Origin of the sequence: Streptomyces sp. cf386 (assembly GCF_900103585.1) — a bacterium.
Classification (GTDB): domain Bacteria; phylum Actinomycetota; class Actinomycetes; order Streptomycetales; family Streptomycetaceae; genus Streptomyces.
Genome location: NZ_FNHV01000001.1, coordinates 805,015 through 823,354, shown reverse-complemented (window position 1 = coordinate 823,354; position 18,340 = coordinate 805,015). Strand labels below are relative to the sequence as shown.

The 18,340-nt window shown below is 69.4% G+C and carries 23 protein-coding genes; 13 read left to right on the top strand and 10 right to left on the bottom strand.

Features of this window, described 5'->3' with window-relative positions:
* Positions 1-108: 108 nt before the first annotated feature.
* From BLU79_RS03720 to BLU79_RS03710, 3 genes are all read left to right on the top strand, one after another.
* A complete protein-coding gene (locus BLU79_RS03720; protein ID WP_093904218.1) occupies positions 109-1,689 on the top strand; it encodes an ABC transporter substrate-binding protein in 1,581 nt (526 codons plus the stop codon).
* A 120-nt stretch (positions 1,690-1,809) separates the two neighbouring features.
* Complete coding sequence (gene ung / locus BLU79_RS03715) at positions 1,810-2,493, top strand: uracil-DNA glycosylase (RefSeq protein ID WP_093904095.1); 684 nt, start codon at positions 1,810-1,812, stop codon at positions 2,491-2,493.
* A 122-nt stretch (positions 2,494-2,615) separates the two neighbouring features.
* A complete protein-coding gene (locus BLU79_RS03710) occupies positions 2,616-3,068 on the top strand; it encodes a hypothetical protein (RefSeq protein ID WP_093904094.1) in 453 nt (150 codons plus the stop codon).
* A gap of 68 nt (positions 3,069-3,136) precedes the next feature.
* Here the strand turns inward: BLU79_RS03710 and BLU79_RS03705 are convergent, their stop codons facing one another.
* The 3 genes from BLU79_RS03705 to BLU79_RS03695 all read right to left on the bottom strand — a co-directional run bounded on the left by BLU79_RS03705 (position 3,137) and on the right by BLU79_RS03695 (position 4,929).
* A complete protein-coding gene (locus tag BLU79_RS03705; protein ID WP_093904093.1) occupies positions 3,137-3,655 on the bottom strand; it encodes a hypothetical protein in 519 nt (172 codons plus the stop codon).
* A 112-nt stretch (positions 3,656-3,767) separates the two neighbouring features.
* A complete protein-coding gene (locus tag BLU79_RS03700; RefSeq protein ID WP_093904092.1) occupies positions 3,768-4,280 on the bottom strand; it encodes a DinB family protein in 513 nt (170 codons plus the stop codon).
* Between the two features lie 49 nt (positions 4,281-4,329).
* Positions 4,330-4,929: a TetR/AcrR family transcriptional regulator gene (locus tag BLU79_RS03695; protein WP_093904091.1), complete on the bottom strand. Its 600-nt coding sequence runs from the start codon at positions 4,927-4,929 to the stop codon at positions 4,330-4,332.
* Positions 4,930-5,050: 121 nt separating this feature from the next.
* Between BLU79_RS03695 and BLU79_RS03690 the strand changes: the two genes are divergently transcribed.
* Both BLU79_RS03690 and BLU79_RS03685 read left to right on the top strand, forming a co-directional pair.
* On the top strand, positions 5,051-6,235 hold the full coding sequence (locus BLU79_RS03690) for an FAD-dependent monooxygenase (protein WP_093904090.1): 1,185 nt from the start codon (positions 5,051-5,053) through the stop codon (positions 6,233-6,235).
* A gap of 13 nt (positions 6,236-6,248) precedes the next feature.
* Complete coding sequence (locus BLU79_RS03685; RefSeq protein WP_093904089.1) at positions 6,249-7,160, top strand: Gfo/Idh/MocA family protein; 912 nt, start codon at positions 6,249-6,251, stop codon at positions 7,158-7,160.
* On the opposite strand, the gene lnt is transcribed toward BLU79_RS03685, so the two are convergent.
* Both lnt and BLU79_RS03675 read right to left on the bottom strand, forming a co-directional pair.
* Positions 7,078-8,664 (bottom strand): apolipoprotein N-acyltransferase, encoded by a 1,587-nt coding sequence (gene lnt, locus BLU79_RS03680; protein ID WP_093904088.1) that lies wholly within the window; start codon positions 8,662-8,664, stop codon positions 7,078-7,080. The two genes, BLU79_RS03685 and lnt, sit on opposite strands and share 83 nt — an antisense overlap.
* Positions 8,665-8,735: 71 nt before the next feature.
* Entirely contained in the window at positions 8,736-9,221 is a 486-nt protein-coding gene (locus BLU79_RS03675; protein ID WP_093904087.1) for a nuclear transport factor 2 family protein, read from the bottom strand.
* Between the two features lie 92 nt (positions 9,222-9,313).
* Here BLU79_RS03675 and BLU79_RS03670 point away from each other — a divergent pair, with 92 nt between their 5' ends.
* The 6 genes from BLU79_RS03670 to BLU79_RS49850 all read left to right on the top strand — a co-directional run bounded on the left by BLU79_RS03670 (position 9,314) and on the right by BLU79_RS49850 (position 13,943).
* Entirely contained in the window at positions 9,314-9,955 is a 642-nt protein-coding gene (locus BLU79_RS03670) for a DUF4291 domain-containing protein (RefSeq protein WP_093904217.1), read from the top strand.
* 192 nt (positions 9,956-10,147) lie between these two features.
* Positions 10,148-11,338, top strand: a complete 1,191-nt coding sequence (locus BLU79_RS03665; protein WP_093904086.1) for a cytochrome P450 — start codon at positions 10,148-10,150, stop codon at positions 11,336-11,338.
* 80 nt (positions 11,339-11,418) lie between these two features.
* Positions 11,419-12,279, top strand: coding sequence for an alpha/beta fold hydrolase (locus BLU79_RS03660; protein ID WP_256333137.1), 861 nt, complete (start codon positions 11,419-11,421; stop codon positions 12,277-12,279).
* Positions 12,280-12,369: 90 nt separating this feature from the next.
* Positions 12,370-12,843: a YxiG-like protein gene (locus tag BLU79_RS03655; RefSeq protein WP_093904085.1), complete on the top strand. Its 474-nt coding sequence runs from the start codon at positions 12,370-12,372 to the stop codon at positions 12,841-12,843.
* A 57-nt stretch (positions 12,844-12,900) separates the two neighbouring features.
* Entirely contained in the window at positions 12,901-13,395 is a 495-nt protein-coding gene (locus BLU79_RS49855; RefSeq protein WP_371131800.1) for an IS5 family transposase, read from the top strand.
* A complete protein-coding gene (locus tag BLU79_RS49850; RefSeq protein WP_371131799.1) occupies positions 13,302-13,943 on the top strand; it encodes a transposase in 642 nt (213 codons plus the stop codon). Before BLU79_RS49855 ends, BLU79_RS49850 begins: the two co-directional genes overlap by 94 nt.
* Here the strand turns inward: BLU79_RS49850 and BLU79_RS03645 are convergent.
* Both BLU79_RS03645 and BLU79_RS03640 read right to left on the bottom strand, forming a co-directional pair.
* Positions 13,835-14,083, bottom strand: a complete 249-nt coding sequence (locus tag BLU79_RS03645; protein WP_256333122.1) for a hypothetical protein — start codon at positions 14,081-14,083, stop codon at positions 13,835-13,837. The genes BLU79_RS49850 and BLU79_RS03645 overlap by 109 nt on opposite strands.
* A 71-nt stretch (positions 14,084-14,154) precedes the next feature.
* Positions 14,155-14,559 (bottom strand): RidA family protein, encoded by a 405-nt coding sequence (locus BLU79_RS03640; protein ID WP_093904083.1) that lies wholly within the window; start codon positions 14,557-14,559, stop codon positions 14,155-14,157.
* A gap of 101 nt (positions 14,560-14,660) precedes the next feature.
* On the opposite strand from BLU79_RS03640, the gene BLU79_RS03635 reads away from it, so the two are divergent.
* Positions 14,661-15,044: a winged helix-turn-helix transcriptional regulator gene (locus BLU79_RS03635; protein WP_093904082.1), complete on the top strand. Its 384-nt coding sequence runs from the start codon at positions 14,661-14,663 to the stop codon at positions 15,042-15,044.
* A 110-nt stretch (positions 15,045-15,154) separates the two neighbouring features.
* Here the strand turns inward: BLU79_RS03635 and BLU79_RS03630 are convergent, their stop codons facing one another.
* The 3 genes from BLU79_RS03630 to BLU79_RS03620 all read right to left on the bottom strand — a co-directional run bounded on the left by BLU79_RS03630 (position 15,155) and on the right by BLU79_RS03620 (position 16,881).
* The gene (locus BLU79_RS03630; protein ID WP_093904081.1) at positions 15,155-15,334 is read right to left on the bottom strand and encodes a hypothetical protein; all 180 of its coding nucleotides are present in this window, start codon (positions 15,332-15,334) and stop codon (positions 15,155-15,157) included.
* A gap of 135 nt (positions 15,335-15,469) precedes the next feature.
* Positions 15,470-15,988 carry a DUF1877 domain-containing protein gene (locus tag BLU79_RS03625; protein WP_093904080.1) on the bottom strand — a complete coding sequence of 173 codons (519 nt, stop codon included), beginning with the start codon at positions 15,986-15,988 and terminating at the stop codon, positions 15,470-15,472.
* Positions 15,989-16,005: 17 nt separating this feature from the next.
* On the bottom strand, positions 16,006-16,881 hold the full coding sequence (locus tag BLU79_RS03620) for an undecaprenyl-diphosphate phosphatase (protein ID WP_093904079.1): 876 nt from the start codon (positions 16,879-16,881) through the stop codon (positions 16,006-16,008).
* Positions 16,882-17,137: 256 nt separating this feature from the next.
* On the opposite strand from BLU79_RS03620, the gene BLU79_RS03615 reads away from it, so the two are divergent.
* The gene (locus tag BLU79_RS03615; RefSeq protein WP_256333121.1) at positions 17,138-18,328 is read left to right on the top strand and encodes a Gfo/Idh/MocA family protein; all 1,191 of its coding nucleotides are present in this window, start codon (positions 17,138-17,140) and stop codon (positions 18,326-18,328) included.
* The last annotated feature ends 12 nt before the right edge of the window (positions 18,329-18,340 follow it).

The following is an 18,340-nucleotide window of genomic DNA, read 5'->3' as shown; positions in this document are numbered from 1 at the left end:
ACCGACATACGCGCTGATCAAGGGCTTGCCAGGGCGGAGGTCCAAGCGGCCGAACACTGCGGTATGGTCTGCCCACCCTTGTGATATGCCCGATCGAGGATGGTGCGCGTGTTCAAGCGGGACAGATACCTCCGCCAGCTGGCGGCGGTCACGGCCATAGGCATGGTCGCGGGATGTGGTGTCTTCTCCTCGGACTCGTCCGAAAGTGAGAGTCCGATCGTTGTGGGGACGACCAGTGCCCCGAGCACGCTGGATCCGGCGGCCGCCTGGGACAGTTCCTGGGAGCTGTTCCGCAATGTCTTCCAGACTCTGTTGAACTACAACCCCGGCGCGTCCGAGCCCGAGCCCGACGCTGCCGAGAGCTGCAGGTTCACGGACACCTCGACCATGGTGTACAGCTGCACGCTGCGCGAGGGTCTGACGTTCTCCGACGGACGCGAGCTGGACGCTCAGGCCGTCAAGTACTCCATCGACCGGATCAAGAAGATCAAGGTCAACGGCGGCCCCGCGGGACTGCTGGGGAGCCTCTCCCGGGTCCAGGTGAAGGGCGACCGAGAGGTCGTGTTCCACCTCAACGAGCCCGACGCCACCTTCCCGTTCGTGCTGTCCACGCCCGCGATGTCCATCGTGAACCCCGACGAGTACGCCGCGGACAAGCTCCGCGAGGACGGAAAGATCGGTGGCTCGGGGCCGTACAACCTCTCCTCCTACGAGGACGGCGAGCAGGCCGAGCTCGTCAGCAACGACACCTACAAGGGAATCGCGGACCGCAAGAACAACGGCGTCACCATCCGCTACTTCAAGCAGTCGTCCGCGATGGTCGACGCGCTGAAGGACAAGCAGATCGACGTCATCTACCGCGGACTGCCCGCCTCCGAAACCGTGGACATCCAGGCGAACGGCAAGGACGAGGGGCTCCAGCTCATCGAGAACTCCACGACCGAGATCAGTTACCTGGTGTTCAACCCCAAGGACCCATGGGCCAGAAGGCCCGAGGTCCGCAAGGCGATCGCCCAGGTCATCGACCGACCGTCGCTCGCCCACAAGGTCTACAAGGACACCGTCGAACCGCTGTACTCCATGATCCCCCGGGGTCTGGTCGGCCACACCACGAGCTTCTTCGACAGCTTCGGGAACCCCAACCCCGACAAGGCCAAGAAGATCCTCACCGAGGCGGGCATCACCGATCCCGTCCCGCTCCAGCTCTGGTACACCAGCGACCGTTACGGCTCGCAGACCAAGCCCGCGTTCGAGGAGCTCAAGCGGCAGCTGGAGGAGTCCGGCCTGTTCACCGTCACCCTCAAGAGCCGCCCCTGGAAGACGTACGTGCAGGGCTACCAGAACGGCGAATACCCGGTGTTCGGGCGTGGTTGGTTCCCTGACTTCGCCGACGCCGACAACTTCGTCGCGCCCTTCGTGGGCCGGGAGAACGCACTCGGCACTCCCTACGTGGCGCCCAAGATCACCGAGACGCTGCTGCCCGAGTCGCGCCGCAAGAGCGACCGCGGCGCCGTGGCCAAGGAGTTCGAGGAGGCCCAGCAGATCGTCGTGGAGGACGCGCGACTTCTGCCGCTGTGGCAGGGCAAGCAGTTCGTGGCCGCGAGCGAGGAGATCTCCGGCGCGGAGCAGTCCATCGACGTCGCGACGATGATGACGATGTGGACGCTGTCCCGGAAGACCAGCTGGTAGCGCGATTGTCAGTGGGCGCCTGTAGGTTCTGTGCTCGGAAGGGGGCCGCGCTCCGGCGCGGCCGTCCGCGGGGCGCACATGGTGCGGCCCTGAAGTGAGCGCACACCGGAGGAAGTTGACGTGACCGACATCGCCATGCTGCCCGAGTCCTGGCGCGGGGTTCTGGGCGACGAACTGCAGCAGCCCTACTTCAAGGAGCTGACGGAGTTCGTTGAGGAGGAGCGGGCGAAGGGTCCCGTCTACCCTCCGCGCGAGGAGGTCTTCGCCGCGCTCGAGGCGACGCCGTACGACCGGGTGAAGGTCCTCATCCTCGGCCAGGACCCGTATCACGGCGAGGGCCAGGGCCACGGCCTGTGCTTCTCGGTCCGTCCCGGAGTGAAGACGCCGCCCTCGCTGCGCAACATCTACAAGGAGATGAAGGAGGAGCTCGGCCACCCCGTCCCGGACAACGGCTATCTCATGCCGTGGGCCGAGCAGGGCGTCCTGCTGCTCAACGCGGTGCTGACGGTCCGCAGCGGCGAGGCGAACTCGCACAAGGGCAAGGGCTGGGAGAAGTTCACCGACGCCGTGATCCGGGCCGTGGCCGACCGGCCCGACCCCGCGGTGTTCGTGCTGTGGGGCAACTACGCCCAGAAGAAGCTCCCGCTCATTGACGAGTCGCGGCACGTGGTGGTCAAGGGAGCGCACCCCTCCCCGCTGTCGGCGAAGAAGTTCTTCGGCTCCCGCCCGTTCACGCAGATCGACGAGGCGGTGTCCCAGCAGGGGCACGAGTCGATCGACTGGCGGATCCCGGACCTGGGCTGACCCGTCGCCGGGCCGGTGCCGCGCCGGGACCGGCCCGGTTCCCTACGGAGCCGCCTGCCCTGGATCGCCGGTGGGGACCGTTAGCGTCGGAGGGATCATCCGACGAGGGTCCGGAGGACGCGGTGGCGGAGCAACGGGAGCAGGCGACGCCGGACGCGTTGCCGACGCGGATCGGGCAGGTCGTCATGCTCCATCACGCGGGGGACCGGGAGGAGGCCCGGCGTCGGTTGCTGGACCTGTGGACGGAGCTCGGCGAGGACGGCGACCCACTGCACCGGTGTACCCTGGCGCACTACCTGGCGGACACGCAGGACGACCCTTCGGACGAGCTGGCGTGGGATCTGCGGGCGTTGACCGAGGCGGAGGGGGCCGGCGGTGCGCCCGCGGCGCGAGCCCTGTATCCGTCGCTGCATCTGAATCTGGCCGCCGACTATGTGAAGCTCGGCCGCGCGGAGGCCGCGCTGGTGCACCTGCGCCGGGCGCGGGGGGCGGCGGCGGTGTTGGGGGACGACGGGTACGGGTACGGGGTGCGGGCGGAGATCCGCCGGTTGGAGGGGTGGTTGGGGGAGGGGTAGTACGCCCTCAGGGGTGCTTTTTTTGGGGGGAGGGGGATGCGCCGGGTCAGCGGAGCGCCCCGAGCCGCTCAGCGGCCGTACGTCTGCTCGCAGATCCTCGACTCCGGGCTGCCCGCCGGCCAACCGCCGTACTTCCTGCCCAGCGCGCAGATGTCCCCGTTCTTCGGGGCCACCGGGCGGACCGGCTCCGGTACGACGGGGATTTTGACGGGCGGTCGCTCGGGGGCGTCGGAGGCGGGTCGCCCGGCGGGGCGACCGGGTTCGTGGTGCCCGGGGCGAGGGTTGTGCGGGTGCGTGCGAGGGGCTGAGGGTGCGTGCGCCGGTGGCGGGGTGGTGGGGGACGCGGAGTGTGCGGTCGACGGCGTGGGGTCCGGGCGGCGGGACGGGTCGATCAGGGTCAGGGCCTCGCGGGCCGGTGACTGCACGACCGGCCGTTCCGTCGGCCCGCTCGCCCGGGGCGCCGGCGGCTGGGACGGTGTCGGCGCCGGTGGGCCGGGCGTCGCCGGGCGCTGGACCGTGGTACAGCCGGAGAGGGCCGAGACGGCCACGGTGACCAGGAGCGTTGCGGTGGTCGTCGTTCGATGCACGCGCGCAACTCTGGTGGGTCGGGCGGCCGCCCGGACACCGGACCAGCAGAGGTTGATCCACACGGGTGATCTCTGACCCCGTACGGGCGGCGCGCTCGCGTCCCGGCTGACGTCAGTCGCCCGTGGCGCCGTCGACGCGCTCGCGGACCAGGTCGGCGTGGCCGTTGTGGCGGGCGTACTCCTCGATCATGTGGGTGTAGATCCAGCGCAGGTTGAACCGCTCGCCGGTCCGCCGGTGCTTGCCCTCGGAGATGTCGTCGAGGCCGAAGCGGGCCGCGTTGCGCCGGGCGCACTCGATCTCGGCCTGCCAGGTGGCGTACGCCTCCTCCCAGGTGTCCGTCTCGGAGAGGTGGAACTCGCCGTCCGGGTCTTCCTCGGTGTAGTAGATCGGGTCGGAGTCCTCGGCCGCGAGCACCTTGCGGAACCAGCCCCGCTCCACCTCCGCCATGTGCCGCACCAGCCCCATCAGGGACAGCTCGGACGGCTCCACCGAGGCGGTCCTGAGCTGGGCGTCGGTCAGGCCCTCGCACTTCCAGGCGAGGGTCTGCCGGTGGTACTCCAGCCAGCCCTCCAGCATCGTGCGTTCGCCGGCGGTGGTGGCGGGTTCATGGCGTTCGATCGTCATGCCCGCATCATTTCCCAACTCGGGCCGGTTCACCGGGAGTTTTTCACGGTCACCGGGCTCCCCGGTCGAACATCCCGTCGAGCAGCTCCCGCAGCCCAGCCCGGACCTCCGCCAGGCTCGGCACCTCCGCGCTGTAGGAGCCCGCCACACAGCTGAACATGAGCCCGTCCGCCCACGCGACCAGGGACAGCACGTGCCGGGTCGGGTCGGTCGACCCCATCGCGGTCACCAGGGCGGTGAGTTGGTCGCGGAAGCGGGCGCCCGTGGCGTCGAAGTAGGCGCGCAGCTCGGGGCGGCGGGTGGCCTCCAGGGCCAGTTCGTAGCGGGCGAGGGTGAGTTCGCGGCCCTGGGTCAGGGCGCGGTGCGTCGCCAGGGCCAGGCCGGCCACGAGTGAGTCGAGACCGCCTCGCGGGTCCGGCATCTCCTCCAGCGACAGGACGCGCGCCTCGCGGTGGGCGAGCCGGCGCACCGCCAGCTCCAGCAGCGCCTGCCGGGTGCGGGCGAGGTTGGACGTGGAGCCCTGGGGCAGCCCGGCCGCCTCGTCGACCGCCCGGTGCGTGAGCCCGCGCATCCCGCGCTCGGCGAGCAGTGCGAGGGCGGTGTCGGCGACGAGATCGGCGCGGGCGCCGCCGGTGGTGCGTTCGGACATGGAGATCAACCTACCCGTCGCACTACGCCTGTAGTAGAGTCGGCGTGCGGTTGACTACATCTGTAGTTGACCTTGGGATCTGTACGGGGATCTGTAGGTGCATCCGATGCGAGGAGGAGCCATGGCACAGTCGAGGCGGGCCGTCGTGATCGGTGGCGGTATCGGCGGCCTGACCGCGGCGGTCGCACTGCACCGAGGCGGCTGGGACGTCACCGTGCTGGAGCGGGCGCCGTCCCTGGAACCGGTCGGCGCGGCCATCTCCCTCGCGCCCAACTCCCTGCGCGCGCTGGACGTCATCGGGCTCGGCGAGGAGATCCGTGACCTCGCGGCCTGGCAGGGCGACGGGGGTCTGCGCACCCCGTCCGGGCGCTGGCTCTCCCGCACGGACGCCGACGCCGTGGCCGAACGCTTCGGCGGCCCTCTCGTCCTGCTGCACCGGGCCACCCTCATGACCAGCCTTGCCGCACGACTCCCCGCCGAGGCCGTCCGTACCGGAGCCGCCGCAACCGTCTCCGACCCGGGCGACACCGACCGGCCCGCGCGCGTGAGCACCCCGGACGGCGATCTTGAGGCCGACCTGGTGGTGGCCGCCGACGGCATCCAGTCCGCCGTACGCCGGGCGTTGTTCCCGGACCACCCCGGGACCGTCTACTCCGGCTTCACCACCTGGCGGGTCGTCATCCCGGTGCCGGGCGCGCGGTTCGCCTCGCACGAGACCTGGGGCCGGGGCCGCATCTGGGGCTCGCATCCGCTCAAGGACGGCCGGGTCTACGCGTACGCCGCGGCCCGCACGCCCGCCGGAGAGCGCGCGCCCGACGACGAGAAAGCGGAACTGCTGCGCCGGTACGGCGACTGGCACGACCCGATCCCCGCGATCCTCGCCGCCGGCCGCCCCGAGGACATCCTGCGGCACGACGTCCACCACATCGCCGAACCGCTGCCCGCCTACCACCGCGGCCGGGTCGCCCTGGTCGGGGACGCCGCCCACGCCATGCCGCCGACGTTGGGGCAGGGCGGGAACCAGGCCATCGAGGACGCCGTGGTGCTGGCGCACCATGCCGACGACCTCGCCGCGTACACGGCGGCCCGTCTCCCGCGTACGACCGACATCGCCCGCCAGGCCGTGCGCATCGGCCACCTCAACATGATGACCGGCCGCGCGGGGGTCGCCGTACGGAACACCCTGCTGGCCACGCTGTCCAAGGCGGCGCCGCTGTTGTTCCTGCGGAGCTTCGAGGGCATCGCCGACTGGCGGCCACCGCAACAGCCGTATGCTTCCAGGCAAACCCCGGCAGGCAACCGCTAGAGGAGACCACCCCGTGAAGGTCGGCTGCATCGGACTCGGTGACATCGCGCAGAAGGCCTACGTGCCGGTGCTCGGCGGTCGGCCCGGGGTCGAACTGCATCTGCAGACCCGTACCCCCGCGACGCTCGCCCGGGTCGCCGACGGCCTCCACCTTCCGCCGGAGCAGCGGCACGAGGACCTCGACTCGCTGCTCGCCCAGGGCCTCGACGCCGCCTTCGTGCACGCGCCCACCGTCGTCCATCCGGAGATCGTGACCCGGCTGCTGGAGGCGGGCGTGCCGACGTACGTCGACAAGCCGCTCGCCTACCGGCTCGACGAGTCCGAGCGGCTGGTGGCACTGGCCGAACGGCGCGAGGTGAGCCTCGCCGTCGGCTTCAACCGGCGTTACGCACCCGGCTATGCGCAGTGCGCCGACCATCCGCGCGAGCTGATCCTGATGCAGAAGAACCGGATCGGGCTGCCGGAAGAGCCGCGCTCGATGATCCTGGACGACTTCATCCATGTCGTGGACACGCTGCGCTTCCTGGCGCCCGGCCCCGTCGACGACGTGACCGTGCGCGCCCGCGTCGAGGGCGGTCTGCTGCACCATGTCGTGCTCCAGCTCTCGGGGGACGGCTTCACCGCGCTCGGTGTGATGAACCGGCTCAGCGGCTCGGCCGAGGAGATCCTCGAGGTGTCGGGGCAGGACACCAAGCGTCAGGTCCTCAACCTCGCCGAGGTCGTCGACCACAAGGGCCAGCCGACCGTGCGGCGGCGCGGGGACTGGGTGCCGGTGGCCCGCCAGCGCGGTATCGAGCAGGCGGTGCTGGCCTTCCTCGACGCCGTGCGCGCGGGCAAGGTGCTCAGCGCCCGGGACGCGCTGGCGACCCATGAGTTGTGCGAGCAGGTCGTGCGGGCGGTTCAGGATCGGTCCTCGGCCGCCTGAACCGAGGTCGCAGGGTCCGGGCGGCCTCGCCGACGCCCCAGGCGGCGATGATCAGCAGCGCCGCATACACCGGCCACTCGCCGAAGCGGACGTACGGTGTGACACCGTCGGCCAGCGGCACGTCGTAGACCGTGCTGCTGCTCGCGCTCGTGCCCAGCCAGGAACCGATGCGCTCCCCGCTCGGGCCGTACACGGCGGAGACGCCGGTCAAGGTCGCGTGCACCATCGGGCGGCCGGTCTCGGCGGCGCGCAGCGCGGCGAGCGAGGCGTGCTGCTCGGGGGCCCAGCTCTGCTGGAACGTCGAGGTCGCGGACTGGGCGATCAGCACCTGGGCGCCGTCGTCGGCGAGATTGCGGCTCATGTCGGAGAACGCGGACTCGAAGCAGACCATCGGGCCGATGCGCAGCCCGTGCCCGGCGTCCATCACGACCTGCTCCGTGCCGCGCCTGCGGTCCTCGGCGGCCGCCTTGCCCACGGAGGTCGCCCAGCCCAGCATCGAGCGCAGCGGTATGTACTCCCCGAAGGGGACCAGCCGCATCTTGTCGTAGCGGTCGCCCGTCGGGCCGTCCGGGCCGACCAGGATGGAGCTCTTGTAGATGCCGGGCTTGTCGGAGCGTCGCGCGTCCACGTTGACCAGGATGTTCGCCCCCGTCTCACGCGACAGGGCGGCGAGCCGCCGTGCGAAGTCGGGCCGGTCGTCGAGGTCGTAGCCGACGCTGCTCTCGCCCCAGACGATCAGGTCGACGTCCTGGCCGGCCAGCTCGCGGGTGAGCTGCTCCTCCCGGTCGAAACGACGCTCGGGCTGGCCGACGCCCTGCATGACACCCGGCTGTACGACGGCGATCCGCACCCGGCCCTCGACGTCGGGCCGCGGGGACCACACCCAGACGGCCGAGGTGCCGACGGCGGCGGCGAGCAGACCCGCCACCGCGGGTACCCAGGCCCTCCGCACCGCCACCAGCACCGCCACCGCCACATTGACGGCCACCACCAGGAAGCTGATCAGCCACACCCCGCCCACCGAGGCGAGCCGCAGCGCGGGCTCCACCTCCCACTGACTGGAGCCCAGCACGCCCCACGGCCCGCCGAGCCCCTGCCAGGAGCGGACCAACTCGATCAGCAGCCATCCCGACGGCAGGACGGCGAAGGCCGCCGCGACCCGGCCCGCGGACGGTCTCCCGGCCAGGAAGCGGCGCACCAGCCAGCCCCAGGGGGCCCACAACGCGCCGAGCAGGGCGGCGATCACGAGTGTGAACACATGGAGGTTCGGCAGCAGCCAGTGGTGCATCGCCAGCATGAAGCCGAACCCGCCCCACCAGCCGTCGTGCACCGCCTGCCGTCCGGTCGGCGCGGACCGGAGCAGCGCGATCCACGGGACCAGGGCGACGTACGCGAACCACCACAGCGACGGCTCCGGGAAGGCGAGCACGGGCAGCGCACCGGCCAGCGCGGCGGCGGTCGAACGCCGCCACGGCGAGGCGAGCCAGTGGCTGATCGTCTTCATGCGGCGTCTCCCTACCCCGTGGTCCTTCCAGTGTGCTCGCAGGCACTGACAGTGGGACAGTGGGCGTCCGCTCAGTCGATCACCGCGGGCGCGGTCCGCTCGGGCAGCCGGCGCCACTTCTCCTGTACGACCACCTGGCGCAGCCGCCACCCGTCGTACGTCCGCAGCAGCCCGAACGCGTACCGGCCGCCGCACACGAAGTCGGGGGCGGCGGAGCCCTCGCCGTTCTCGGCGATCCGCATCGGATTGACGTAGTCGGCCTGGACCCGGGCCGTGTCGCCGGTGTCCTGCTCCAGGACCTCGAAGCGCACCCGGCGGTTGACGATGAGGTGCTGCCGCATCGAGAACAGCCGCATGCTCTCCGCGAGCCACACGGCGACCTGCCCGGCGTCCCCCTCGATGCCACCGGCCGAGCGGTAGTCCGCGCGCCCGTCGGCGGCGAACAGGCTCCGGTACGCCGCCCAGTCGCCGTCGTCCACGGCCACGGCATAGTCGGTGATCAGCTCGTCGACCGCGAGCCGATCCCTCAGGGTGGCGAGTTCCACACGCTGCGTCATCGGCTCAGTGTTGGGCATGAGGTGGGATGAGCCAAGAGGGCGTGCAGCGAAATTCGGTGGATGTCGGCGGGGGCGGCGGCGAGGCTGTCTCCGTGAATGATCAGAAAGACCGTCCGGTCCCCCTCCGCCGACAGGAACCCGGATTCCGCATCCGCGCCCACCACAGCGAGTCCACGGTCACCGTCTACCAGGCCTACGGCCCCGGGATCGGCCGGGCCGCGGCCCGCGACGGCCGTTTTCCGTCGTCCTGGAGCCGGGACCGGATGACGTGGATCAAGCCGTCGTTCCTCTGGATGATGTACCGCTGCGGCTGGGCCACCAAGGAGAACCAGGAGACCGTCCTCGCCGTCGAGATCAGCCGGGAGGGCTTCGTCTGGGCGCTGCGCCATGCGTGTCTCTCGCACTACGTCCCCGTCCTGCACGGTGACCGGGCCACCTGGAAGCGGCAGTTGAAGGCGGCGCCCGCGCGCGTGCAGTGGGATCCGGAGCGCGATCTGCACCTCAACCCCTTGCCGTACCGGTCCCTGCAACTGGGGCTCTCCGGGGAGGCTGCCGCCCGGTACGCGGACGAGTGGACCGTCGGCATCACGGACGTGACTTCCCTCGTCACGGAGATCCACGCGCGCGTACGGGCGGGTGAACTGGAGCGTGCGGCGCAGCTGTTGCCGCAGGAGCGGCCCTATCCGCTGGACGATGACGTCCTCGCGCAGCTACGAGCCCATGGCGACCGATGACCGGGAACGTCCCCGCCGGTATTGCCTTCGCCCTCATTCAATGCAACGAGCCGTTGCATTCACTCTCAGTGTCATTGCATCAATTTACCGCTCTTCACCTGCCTATATGACTCTCAACTGATTGACGAAAATGTGAACGCAACGTAGCTTTCGATTCTGTTAAACGCGTTCTTTCGTGAGATGAGGAATGTCATGGGTGAATCGCTCCACACCGTCACGACGCTGCCGACGGCGCGCCGATCCGGCTGCCCCTTCGACCCGCCGACAGAACTGATTGACGCCCGTCGGCACGGACCCATCAGCCGCTACACCCACCCCGGCGGAAAACCCGGCTGGCTGATCACCGGGTACGACCTGGTCAGGTCGGTCCTGGCCGACCCGCGGTTCAGCTCGCGCAAGGAGCTCCTGAACGTGGTCGACTTCGAGCTTCCCCCGGCGCCGCCCGGCGAGTTCCTCCTCATGGACGACCCACAGCACGGGCGCTACCGGAAACCCCTGGTCGGCAAGTTCACCGCGCGGCGGATGCGACTGCTCACCGAGCGCATCGAGCAGATCACCACCAACTGCCTGGACGCGATGGAGAAGGCAGGGCCGCCGACGGATCTGGTGACCGCGTTCGCCAAGCCCATCCCCACCATCATCATCTGTGAGCTGCTGGGGGTGCCGTACGAGGAACGGGCCTCCTTCCAGGAGCAGGTCGACTCGTTCATGAACGGGGAGCCGAGCGACGAGGAGCTGATAGCCGCCTACACCGCGACTCAGGAGTACCTCGCGGAACTGGTGGCCGCCAAGCGCGCGAACCCCACCGACGACGTGCTCAGCGAGCTCACCGACAGCGACTTGACCGATGAGGAGTTGAAGGGGATCAGCCTGATCCTGCTGGCGGCCGGGTTCGATACCACCGCGAACATGCTGTCTCTCGGCACCTTCGCGCTCCTGCAGCACCCGGCCCAACTGGCCGCACTGCGCGCTGATCCGGCGCTCGCCGACCGGGCCGTGGAGGAACTGCTGCGGTATCTGAGCGTCGCCAAGTCGTTCATGAGGACGGCGCTGGTGGACGTCGAGGTGGGCGGCCAGACCATCGAGGCCGGCACGACCGTCGTCCTGTCGTACAACACCGCCAACCGCGACCCCGAGCGCTTCACCGATCCCCATGTGCTCGACCTCCACCGGCAGGACGGCGGTCACCTGGCCTTCGGCCACGGCGTGCACCTGTGCCTGGGCCAGCAACTGGCCCGCATCGAAATGCGGGTCGCGTTCTCCGCGCTGCTCAACCGCTTCCCCACGCTGCGCCTGGCCGTACCGGCCGAGGAAGTCGGCCTGCGCCCGGAGACCGCGGACATCTACGGGGTGAAGAGCCTCCCGGTCACCTGGGACGCGTGACCGCGAACCTTTGACGGGGGCCTGTTCCTGACCTTTGGCGGAGCGTCAGTGTCACCGGTAGGTTCTGCGCGGTGACTTTGATGGAGACGCCGGGTCTCGTGTCGATGACCGACGGGGCGCAGTTGCGGTGGACGGCGCTGGGGGACACGACCCGGCGGCCGGCCGTGATCCTGCTCCACGGGGGTCCGGGACTGCCGGACTACCTGGGCGTGGTCGCCCCCATGATCGCGGACCTCGCGCCGGTGTACCGGTACGACCAGCGCGGCACGGGCCGATCCCCGTGGCGGGGCACCCATTCCCTCGCCCGGCATGTCGACGATCTCGCCGAGCTGCTCGACGCGTGGGACGTGTCCGAGGCCGTACTGATCGGGCACTCCTACGGCACCGACCTGGCGAGCCGGTTCTGCCTGAGGCACTCCGATCGGGTTGCCGCCATGATGCTGATGTGCGGGCCGTTCGTCGGTGATTGGCGTACCGGGTATCGAGCGGAGCGGAGCCGCCGCATGTCCGCGGCGCAGCAGGAGCGGCTCCGCGCATTGCAGGAGCTGCCGCTCCGCACGGAGGAGCAGGAAGTCGAACTGCTCACGCTGGCCTGGTTCACCGACCACGCCGATCCCGAACGCGGTTGGCACTGGGCGGCCCAGGAAGCCCGGCGGCGTCGCCCGGTCAACTGGTCCATGAACGGCGAACTCGGCAAGGAAGGACGCGCGGATCCGCTTGATGAGCACCTTGCCGATCTACGTGAGCGTCTGCCCGCGCGGGCGGAACTCCTCTGCGGGGCCGAGGATCCCCGGCCGGCGTCGGCACTTGAATCGCTCGCGCTCCGGCTCGCTCTCCCGCTGACCCGGATCGAGGGCGCGGGGCACGAGCCCTGGTTGGAGCAGCCCGACGCTGTCCGTGCGCACCTTCGGCGATTCGTGCAAGGTGCGGTGGGCCCCTAGGACTTGTCCGGACGATCTCCGAGGGAAGCGGCGCCGAGCACCCGTGAATCTCGTTATCGAAGGTCTTGCCGAGTGAGGTAGAAGGGCGGCATGGATACCGCCGTACTTGCGCAGATGCTGGACGAGACCTTCGATCACGCTGTCGTGCACCATGGATACACCAACTACATGCGCGACTACGAGGTCATCGTCTACGCGACGGCTGATCCCCGTACCGGCATCGCGCCGTCCCACCTGCGGTATCTCTTCCGGTACTGCGTTGAGGCCCGGTGTGAGACGTCAGTGCCGGCGGAGACCTGGCGGGTCTCCTTGGACGATCGGCTCATCGACCACGAGACCGGTGTCGACCTCGACGGATACGTCTGGGGTGTGAAGTGGCACGCCCTGTACCCGGGAGCCAAACTCCTTTCTAAGTCCGAGGCGACCCGCCGCTGGTCGCAGGCCCTCGGGATCGACTTTCACGAGGTGCGCATTGAAACCAACGCGCACAACGTGACCTTGCTCTTCTCGGACCTTCAGGTGAGCGAGGTCCCGGTCGGATACGCACCCTTCGTCACGGAGTAGGGATCCGGGTTCGTGTGATCTTGTGACTGCCGTCTGTCCCATGTCGTTCTTCCTGTCATGGGACGGGGTGATCTGAGTGATGCCGAGTGGGAACGGCTGCGGTCGTTCCTGCCGGTGAGCAACGGTCGTTGCGGCCGGTGGCGGGATCACCGTCAGGTGATCGACGGGATTCTGCACCGGGTGCGGAGCGGCGTTCAGTGGCGGGACCTGCCCGAGCGGTTCGGCCCGTGGAAGACCATCTACGAACGCCACCGGCTGTGGTCGGCCGACGGCACCTGGGAACGTCTGCTTCAGCAGGTCCAGGCCGCAGCTGACGCGGCAGGTGAATTCGACTGGGACATCTCGGTGGACTCCACCATCGTCCGCGCGCATCAGCACGCGGCCGGGGCGCGCACCGATCCGCCCCCTGCGCCCGCCTCAAAAGGGGCCGACGAGGTGGAACACCAGGACGAGACGCCGTGGCAGAGCCTCGTCGGCCGCCTGGTGGAGGTGGTGCTGGAAGTGAGGGCTTGGGTCGTTCGCGGGGCGGGTTCACCAGCAAGGTCCATCTGAGCGCGGACGGCCGCTGCCGTCCGCTCTCTCTGGTCATCACTCCAGGTCAAAGGGCGGACTGCACCCAGTTCAAGCCGGTCTTGGAGAAGATCTGGGTCCCCAAACTCGGCCCGGGCAGGCCCCGCAAGAAGCCGAATAGCCTCGCCGCGGACAAGGCATACAGCAACAGGCCGTGTCGCGAGTACCTACGGCGGCCCGATCCCGGAGAAGGCCGACAGCCAGGCGGCCCGTCTGCGCAAGGGTTCACGCGGCGGGCGGCCACCGGGCTTCGACGACGAGCGGTACAAGAAGCGAAACACCGTCGAACGGGCTATCAATCGTTTGAAGCAGTCCCGAGCTGTCGCCACTCGCTACGACAAGCGCGGTTACGTCTACCTTGGCACCGCGACAGCGGCGGCCGTGGGGATCTGGCTCCGGACCTGAAGATCCGGGAACCAGCTCAAAGACCGCCCTCGGCCGGCCTCTGGTGCCCACACGGCACTCGGCCTCCGTTCTTGTCGAAGACCTCGGCATCGTTGCCAGAGTTCACCCACACCGTGATGCCCTGACCATGCACAACCACATTGAACGGCGACTCCTCCGCCTCCGTCTCAGTCACCACTGTGAACTCCTCGCCCGGACGCATCCAGTGATCGGTTCCCCATGGCTCGACCCACAGGCAGAGCATGCTGCTGGTCTCGTTGCTCACGCTCGTCTCCGACACGCTCGCACCCTAACCAGCAACATGATCGGCCGGACAAGTCCTAGTCGCGAGTGAGTTCAGGCGGGCAGCCGTGCGTCGACGACGAGACTGATCTCGATGACCTGGCCGGGGAAGGTCAGTTCGGAGACACCCAGGACCGTGCTGGCAGGGCGGTGATCGCCGAAGTACGCCAGGTTGCCCTCTGCCGTCGCCGTGGTGTTCTGCCGTAGGTCCACCACGTAGAGGGTCTGCGAGACGACCTGGTTCCGGGTGACTCCGTAGTGGTCCAGGACCTTCTCCAGGTTGGCGTAGGTCTGCTTGAGCTGGGCGGCGAAGTCGTTCGGGTGGAGGAACTCGCCCGCCTCACCGAGCGCGAGCTGTCCGGAGATGTGGATCAGGTCGCCGGACCTGATCGCCTGTGAGTAGCCGAAGTCGCTCTCGGCCGGCACGTGGTGGTTGAAGACATCGATGGGGGTGACCATGGTGCTCGCCCTTCTGAGGTGCTCTCTTGTGGTTACTCGGAAACTGTAGGAGAGTGAGGGCTGACCTGGAAGAACGCACTTTTCGGTGACTGGGGAACCAGATGGTGACCAAGCAACTGCTCAAGGGCCTGCCCGAGGACGCCGACCTGAGGCGCGCGGACTCGCTGGCGCGGGAGATCTTCTCGGACGTCGCCAACAAATGGGCGCTCCTGATCATCGAGGCGCTCGGCGAGCGCACCCTGCGCTTCAGTGAGCTGCGGAACGAGGTCGAGGGCGTCAGCCACAAGATGCTGACCCAGAACCTGCGCATGCTGGAGCGCAACGGTCTGGTCGGCCGGAAGGTGCACCCCACGGTGCCGCCGAGGGTCGAGTACACCCTCACCGAGCCGGGCCGGGGCCTGCGCGCCACGGTCGATGCCATGTGCGGCTGGACTCACCAGTACCTCGGTCACATCGAGGACGCGCGCAGCCGCTTCGACGCCTGACGGGCGTCTGGCGTCTCCGTTGCGCCCTCGGACCAATGGGCCGTCCTGTGCCGGGAGTTCGGCAACAGGCAGTCACGGACGGCGTGCCGTCCCCCTGCAAGACCTGGACCTCAGGCCGCCTCGATGACCTCGCCGCGGATGGCGGCCGCCCACTCGACCACCAACAGCTCGTACTCCGCACGCTCCTGAGCCGACAGCGAGCCGCCCGCGCGGAGCCACAGGGCGCGTATCTCCTCGTTCACAGCGGCAGCAGACCGCACGGAACCAGGGCCTAAGGAATGGGGGGACATGCGGACAAGCCTAGGGGTAAGAACTGACAGTGCGCTACCGAACGGCTACGCACAACGTATGTGATTGGTCACGGATTTCAGGGGTAGGGCGGTGAGGCGCTGTTACTGACCGGTGGGTCAGCGACGCTCGCGCGCTCAGTCGGCCCAGACGACCACACACAGGCCGCGCCTGGCCGCCCCGACGTAGAACTCCCGCATCGCCCCGAAGTGTTCGACGAGATGGCCCCGCACATCTCCGTTGAAACCACGGCCGAATCCGCATGCGGCAGCCGCGTCGTCGGTGGCGGTCGGCAGGTTGGCGAGAACGACGTCGAGGTCGACCTTGACGAGGGCGTGGGCGATGTCCGCGACGGAGGCAGGGGAAAGGACCTGGGGCGGGTCGTCGAAGCCGTCGTACACCTCGTCGTGATCGAGGAAGCCGATGTCCCCGCCGGGGTCCCCGCAGACCGCCCGGTCGAGCAGCGCGATCAGGTCCGCGTCGACTCCCGTCGAGCGGCAGTGCCGGATGAGGCCCCAGACCGCCCAGTCCGTGTCCAGGAGATCGTCGGGTGGCGGGTTCCAACCGGGCGCCGCCCCCGGTGAGTCGAGTGCCGAGGTGCGGCAGAGCTCCAGGTACTCCGGGGTGACACGGGCGAACTGCTGGGTGAGGGCCATGGACGCCCCGGTGCCCGTCAGCCTGCCGATTCCGCCGCGTGCGGGCTGAGGACACCCGCCGCCACCAGCACGAAGATGATGATGCCGAGCGCGATGCGGTACCAGACGAACGGCATGAAGCTCTTGGTCGAGATGTACTTCATGAACCACGCGATGACCGCGTAACCGGTGGCGAAGGCGATCACCGTGGCGAAGATCGTCGGACCCCAGGAGACGTGGTCGCTCTCCATCGCGTCCTTGAGCTCGAAGAGGCCGGAGGCGAGTACGGCCGGGATCGCGAGGAGGAAGGAGTAGCGGGCCGCGGCCTCGCGCTGGTAGCCCATGAAGAGGCCGCCGCTGATGGTGGCTCCGGAGCGGGAGACGCCGGGGATGAGGGCCGCGGACTGGCACAGGCCGAAGATCAGGCCGTCCTTCACGTTCAGTTCCTCAAGGCCCTTGCGCTGCTTGGCCGCGCGGTGCCGGCCGCCCGACTCGTCGCGTGCCGCCAGCCGGTCGGCGATGCCGATGATGATGCCGACGACGATCAGCATGGTCGCCGTGATGCGCAGATCGCGGAAGGGGCCCTCGATCTGGTCCTTGAGGGTCAGGCCCAGGACGCCGATCGGGATCGAGCCGACGATCACCAGCCAGCCCATCTGGGCGTCGTGGTCGCGCCGCATCTCCTTGTTCGTCAGCGACTTCAGCCACGCCACGATGATGCGCCCGATGTCGTTGCGGAAGTAGATCAGTACCGCGGCTTCCGTGCCGATCTGCGTGATCGCCGTGAAGGCCGCACCCGGGTCCTCCCAGCCCGAGAACGCCGCGGTCAGCCGCAGGTGCGCGCTGGAGGACACGGGGAGGAACTCGGTCAGCCCCTGGACGAGTCCGAGGATGAGCGATTCAAACCAAGACATGAAGTTACGGAGTCCAGTGCTGATCGTGGTGAGGGGCGGAGGGACACAGCGTCGGCGGCGCAGTGATCGCGAGTGTCGAGGGGCAGCGTAGCGTCCCGCGATGACAGCTCCGGCACAGGGGGTTGGGCCGTAGCTCACCACCCCCGGCCATACCGGTGTTGACCTGCGGTGGGGCCGCCGCTTACGTTGCTGCGGAATGAAAGCGCTTGCTGCCCCTTTGGTCTTGCCCGTGCCCCGGAGGAGTCTGATCACGTCCATGGCCGCATCCGAGTCCGCCCCGCTCACCGGCCGCCGCATCCGGGTCGCCGTGATCGGCACCGGCGCCATCGCGCGTGACTCGCACCTGCCCGCGCTCGCCAGGCTCGCCGAGGAGGGCGAGACGGAGCTCGTCGCCGCCGTCGACGTCGACCCGGGGTCGGTGGAGTCCTTCTGCGCTGTCGCGGGCGGCGCTCCCCGCCCCTACACCGATCTCGATCGGATGCTCCGGGAGCAGAGCCCCGACCTGGTCACCATCTGCACCCCGCCCACGCTGCACCGGGGCCAGAGCGTCGCCGCGCTGCGCGCCGGTGCCTGGGTGTGGTGCGAGAAGCCGCCCGTGCCGAGCCTCGCCGACTTCGACGCCGTCGAGGCGGAGGAGGGCAAGGACGGCGGGCCGTACGCCTCGATCGTCTTCCAGCACCGCTTCGGCTCGGGCACCCGCCATGTACGGCGGCTGCTGGCCGAGCGGGCCATGGGCCGGCCGCTCGTCGCGCACTGTCAGACCACCTGGTACCGCGACACCGCCTACTACGCCGTGCCCTGGCGCGGTCGCTGGCAGACCGAGGGCGGCGGCCCCGCGATGGGGCACGGCATCCATCAGATGGACCTGCTGCTCGACCTGCTCGGACCGTGGAGCGAGGTGCGCGCCATGGCCGGCCGGCTGGTGCACGACGTGGAGACGGAGGACGTCTCGACCGCCCTGGTGCGCTTCGCGAACGGTGCGATGGCGACCGTCGTGAACAGCGTGCTCAGCCCCGACGAGGTCAGCCGCATCCGCATCGACTGCGAGCGCGCCACCGTCGAACTCACCCATCTCTACGGCCACAGCAACGACAATTGGCGCATCACCCCGGCCCGGGACGTGCCCGCCGCCGATGCCGCGCGCTGGCAGGACTTCGGCACGGACCTGCCCAGTTCGCATCTGGAGCAACTGCGGGAACTGGTCGCGAGCATGTACGCGGGGGAGCGTCCGCGCAGCAGTGGCGCCGAGGGGCGGACGAGCCTGGAGCTGATCGCCGCGCTGTACAAGTCGGCGTTCACGGATGCGACGGTGCGTGCGGGTGAGATCGGACCCGGCGACCCGTTCTACGCGGCGATGCACGGGGGTGCGCTCGGGTGGGCGCCCGGCGGGGGCGGGCAGGTCGACGGCGGCGAGGGGGCCGTCGCGGACGAGGAGGCCGCCGCGTGACCGGGCTGCACA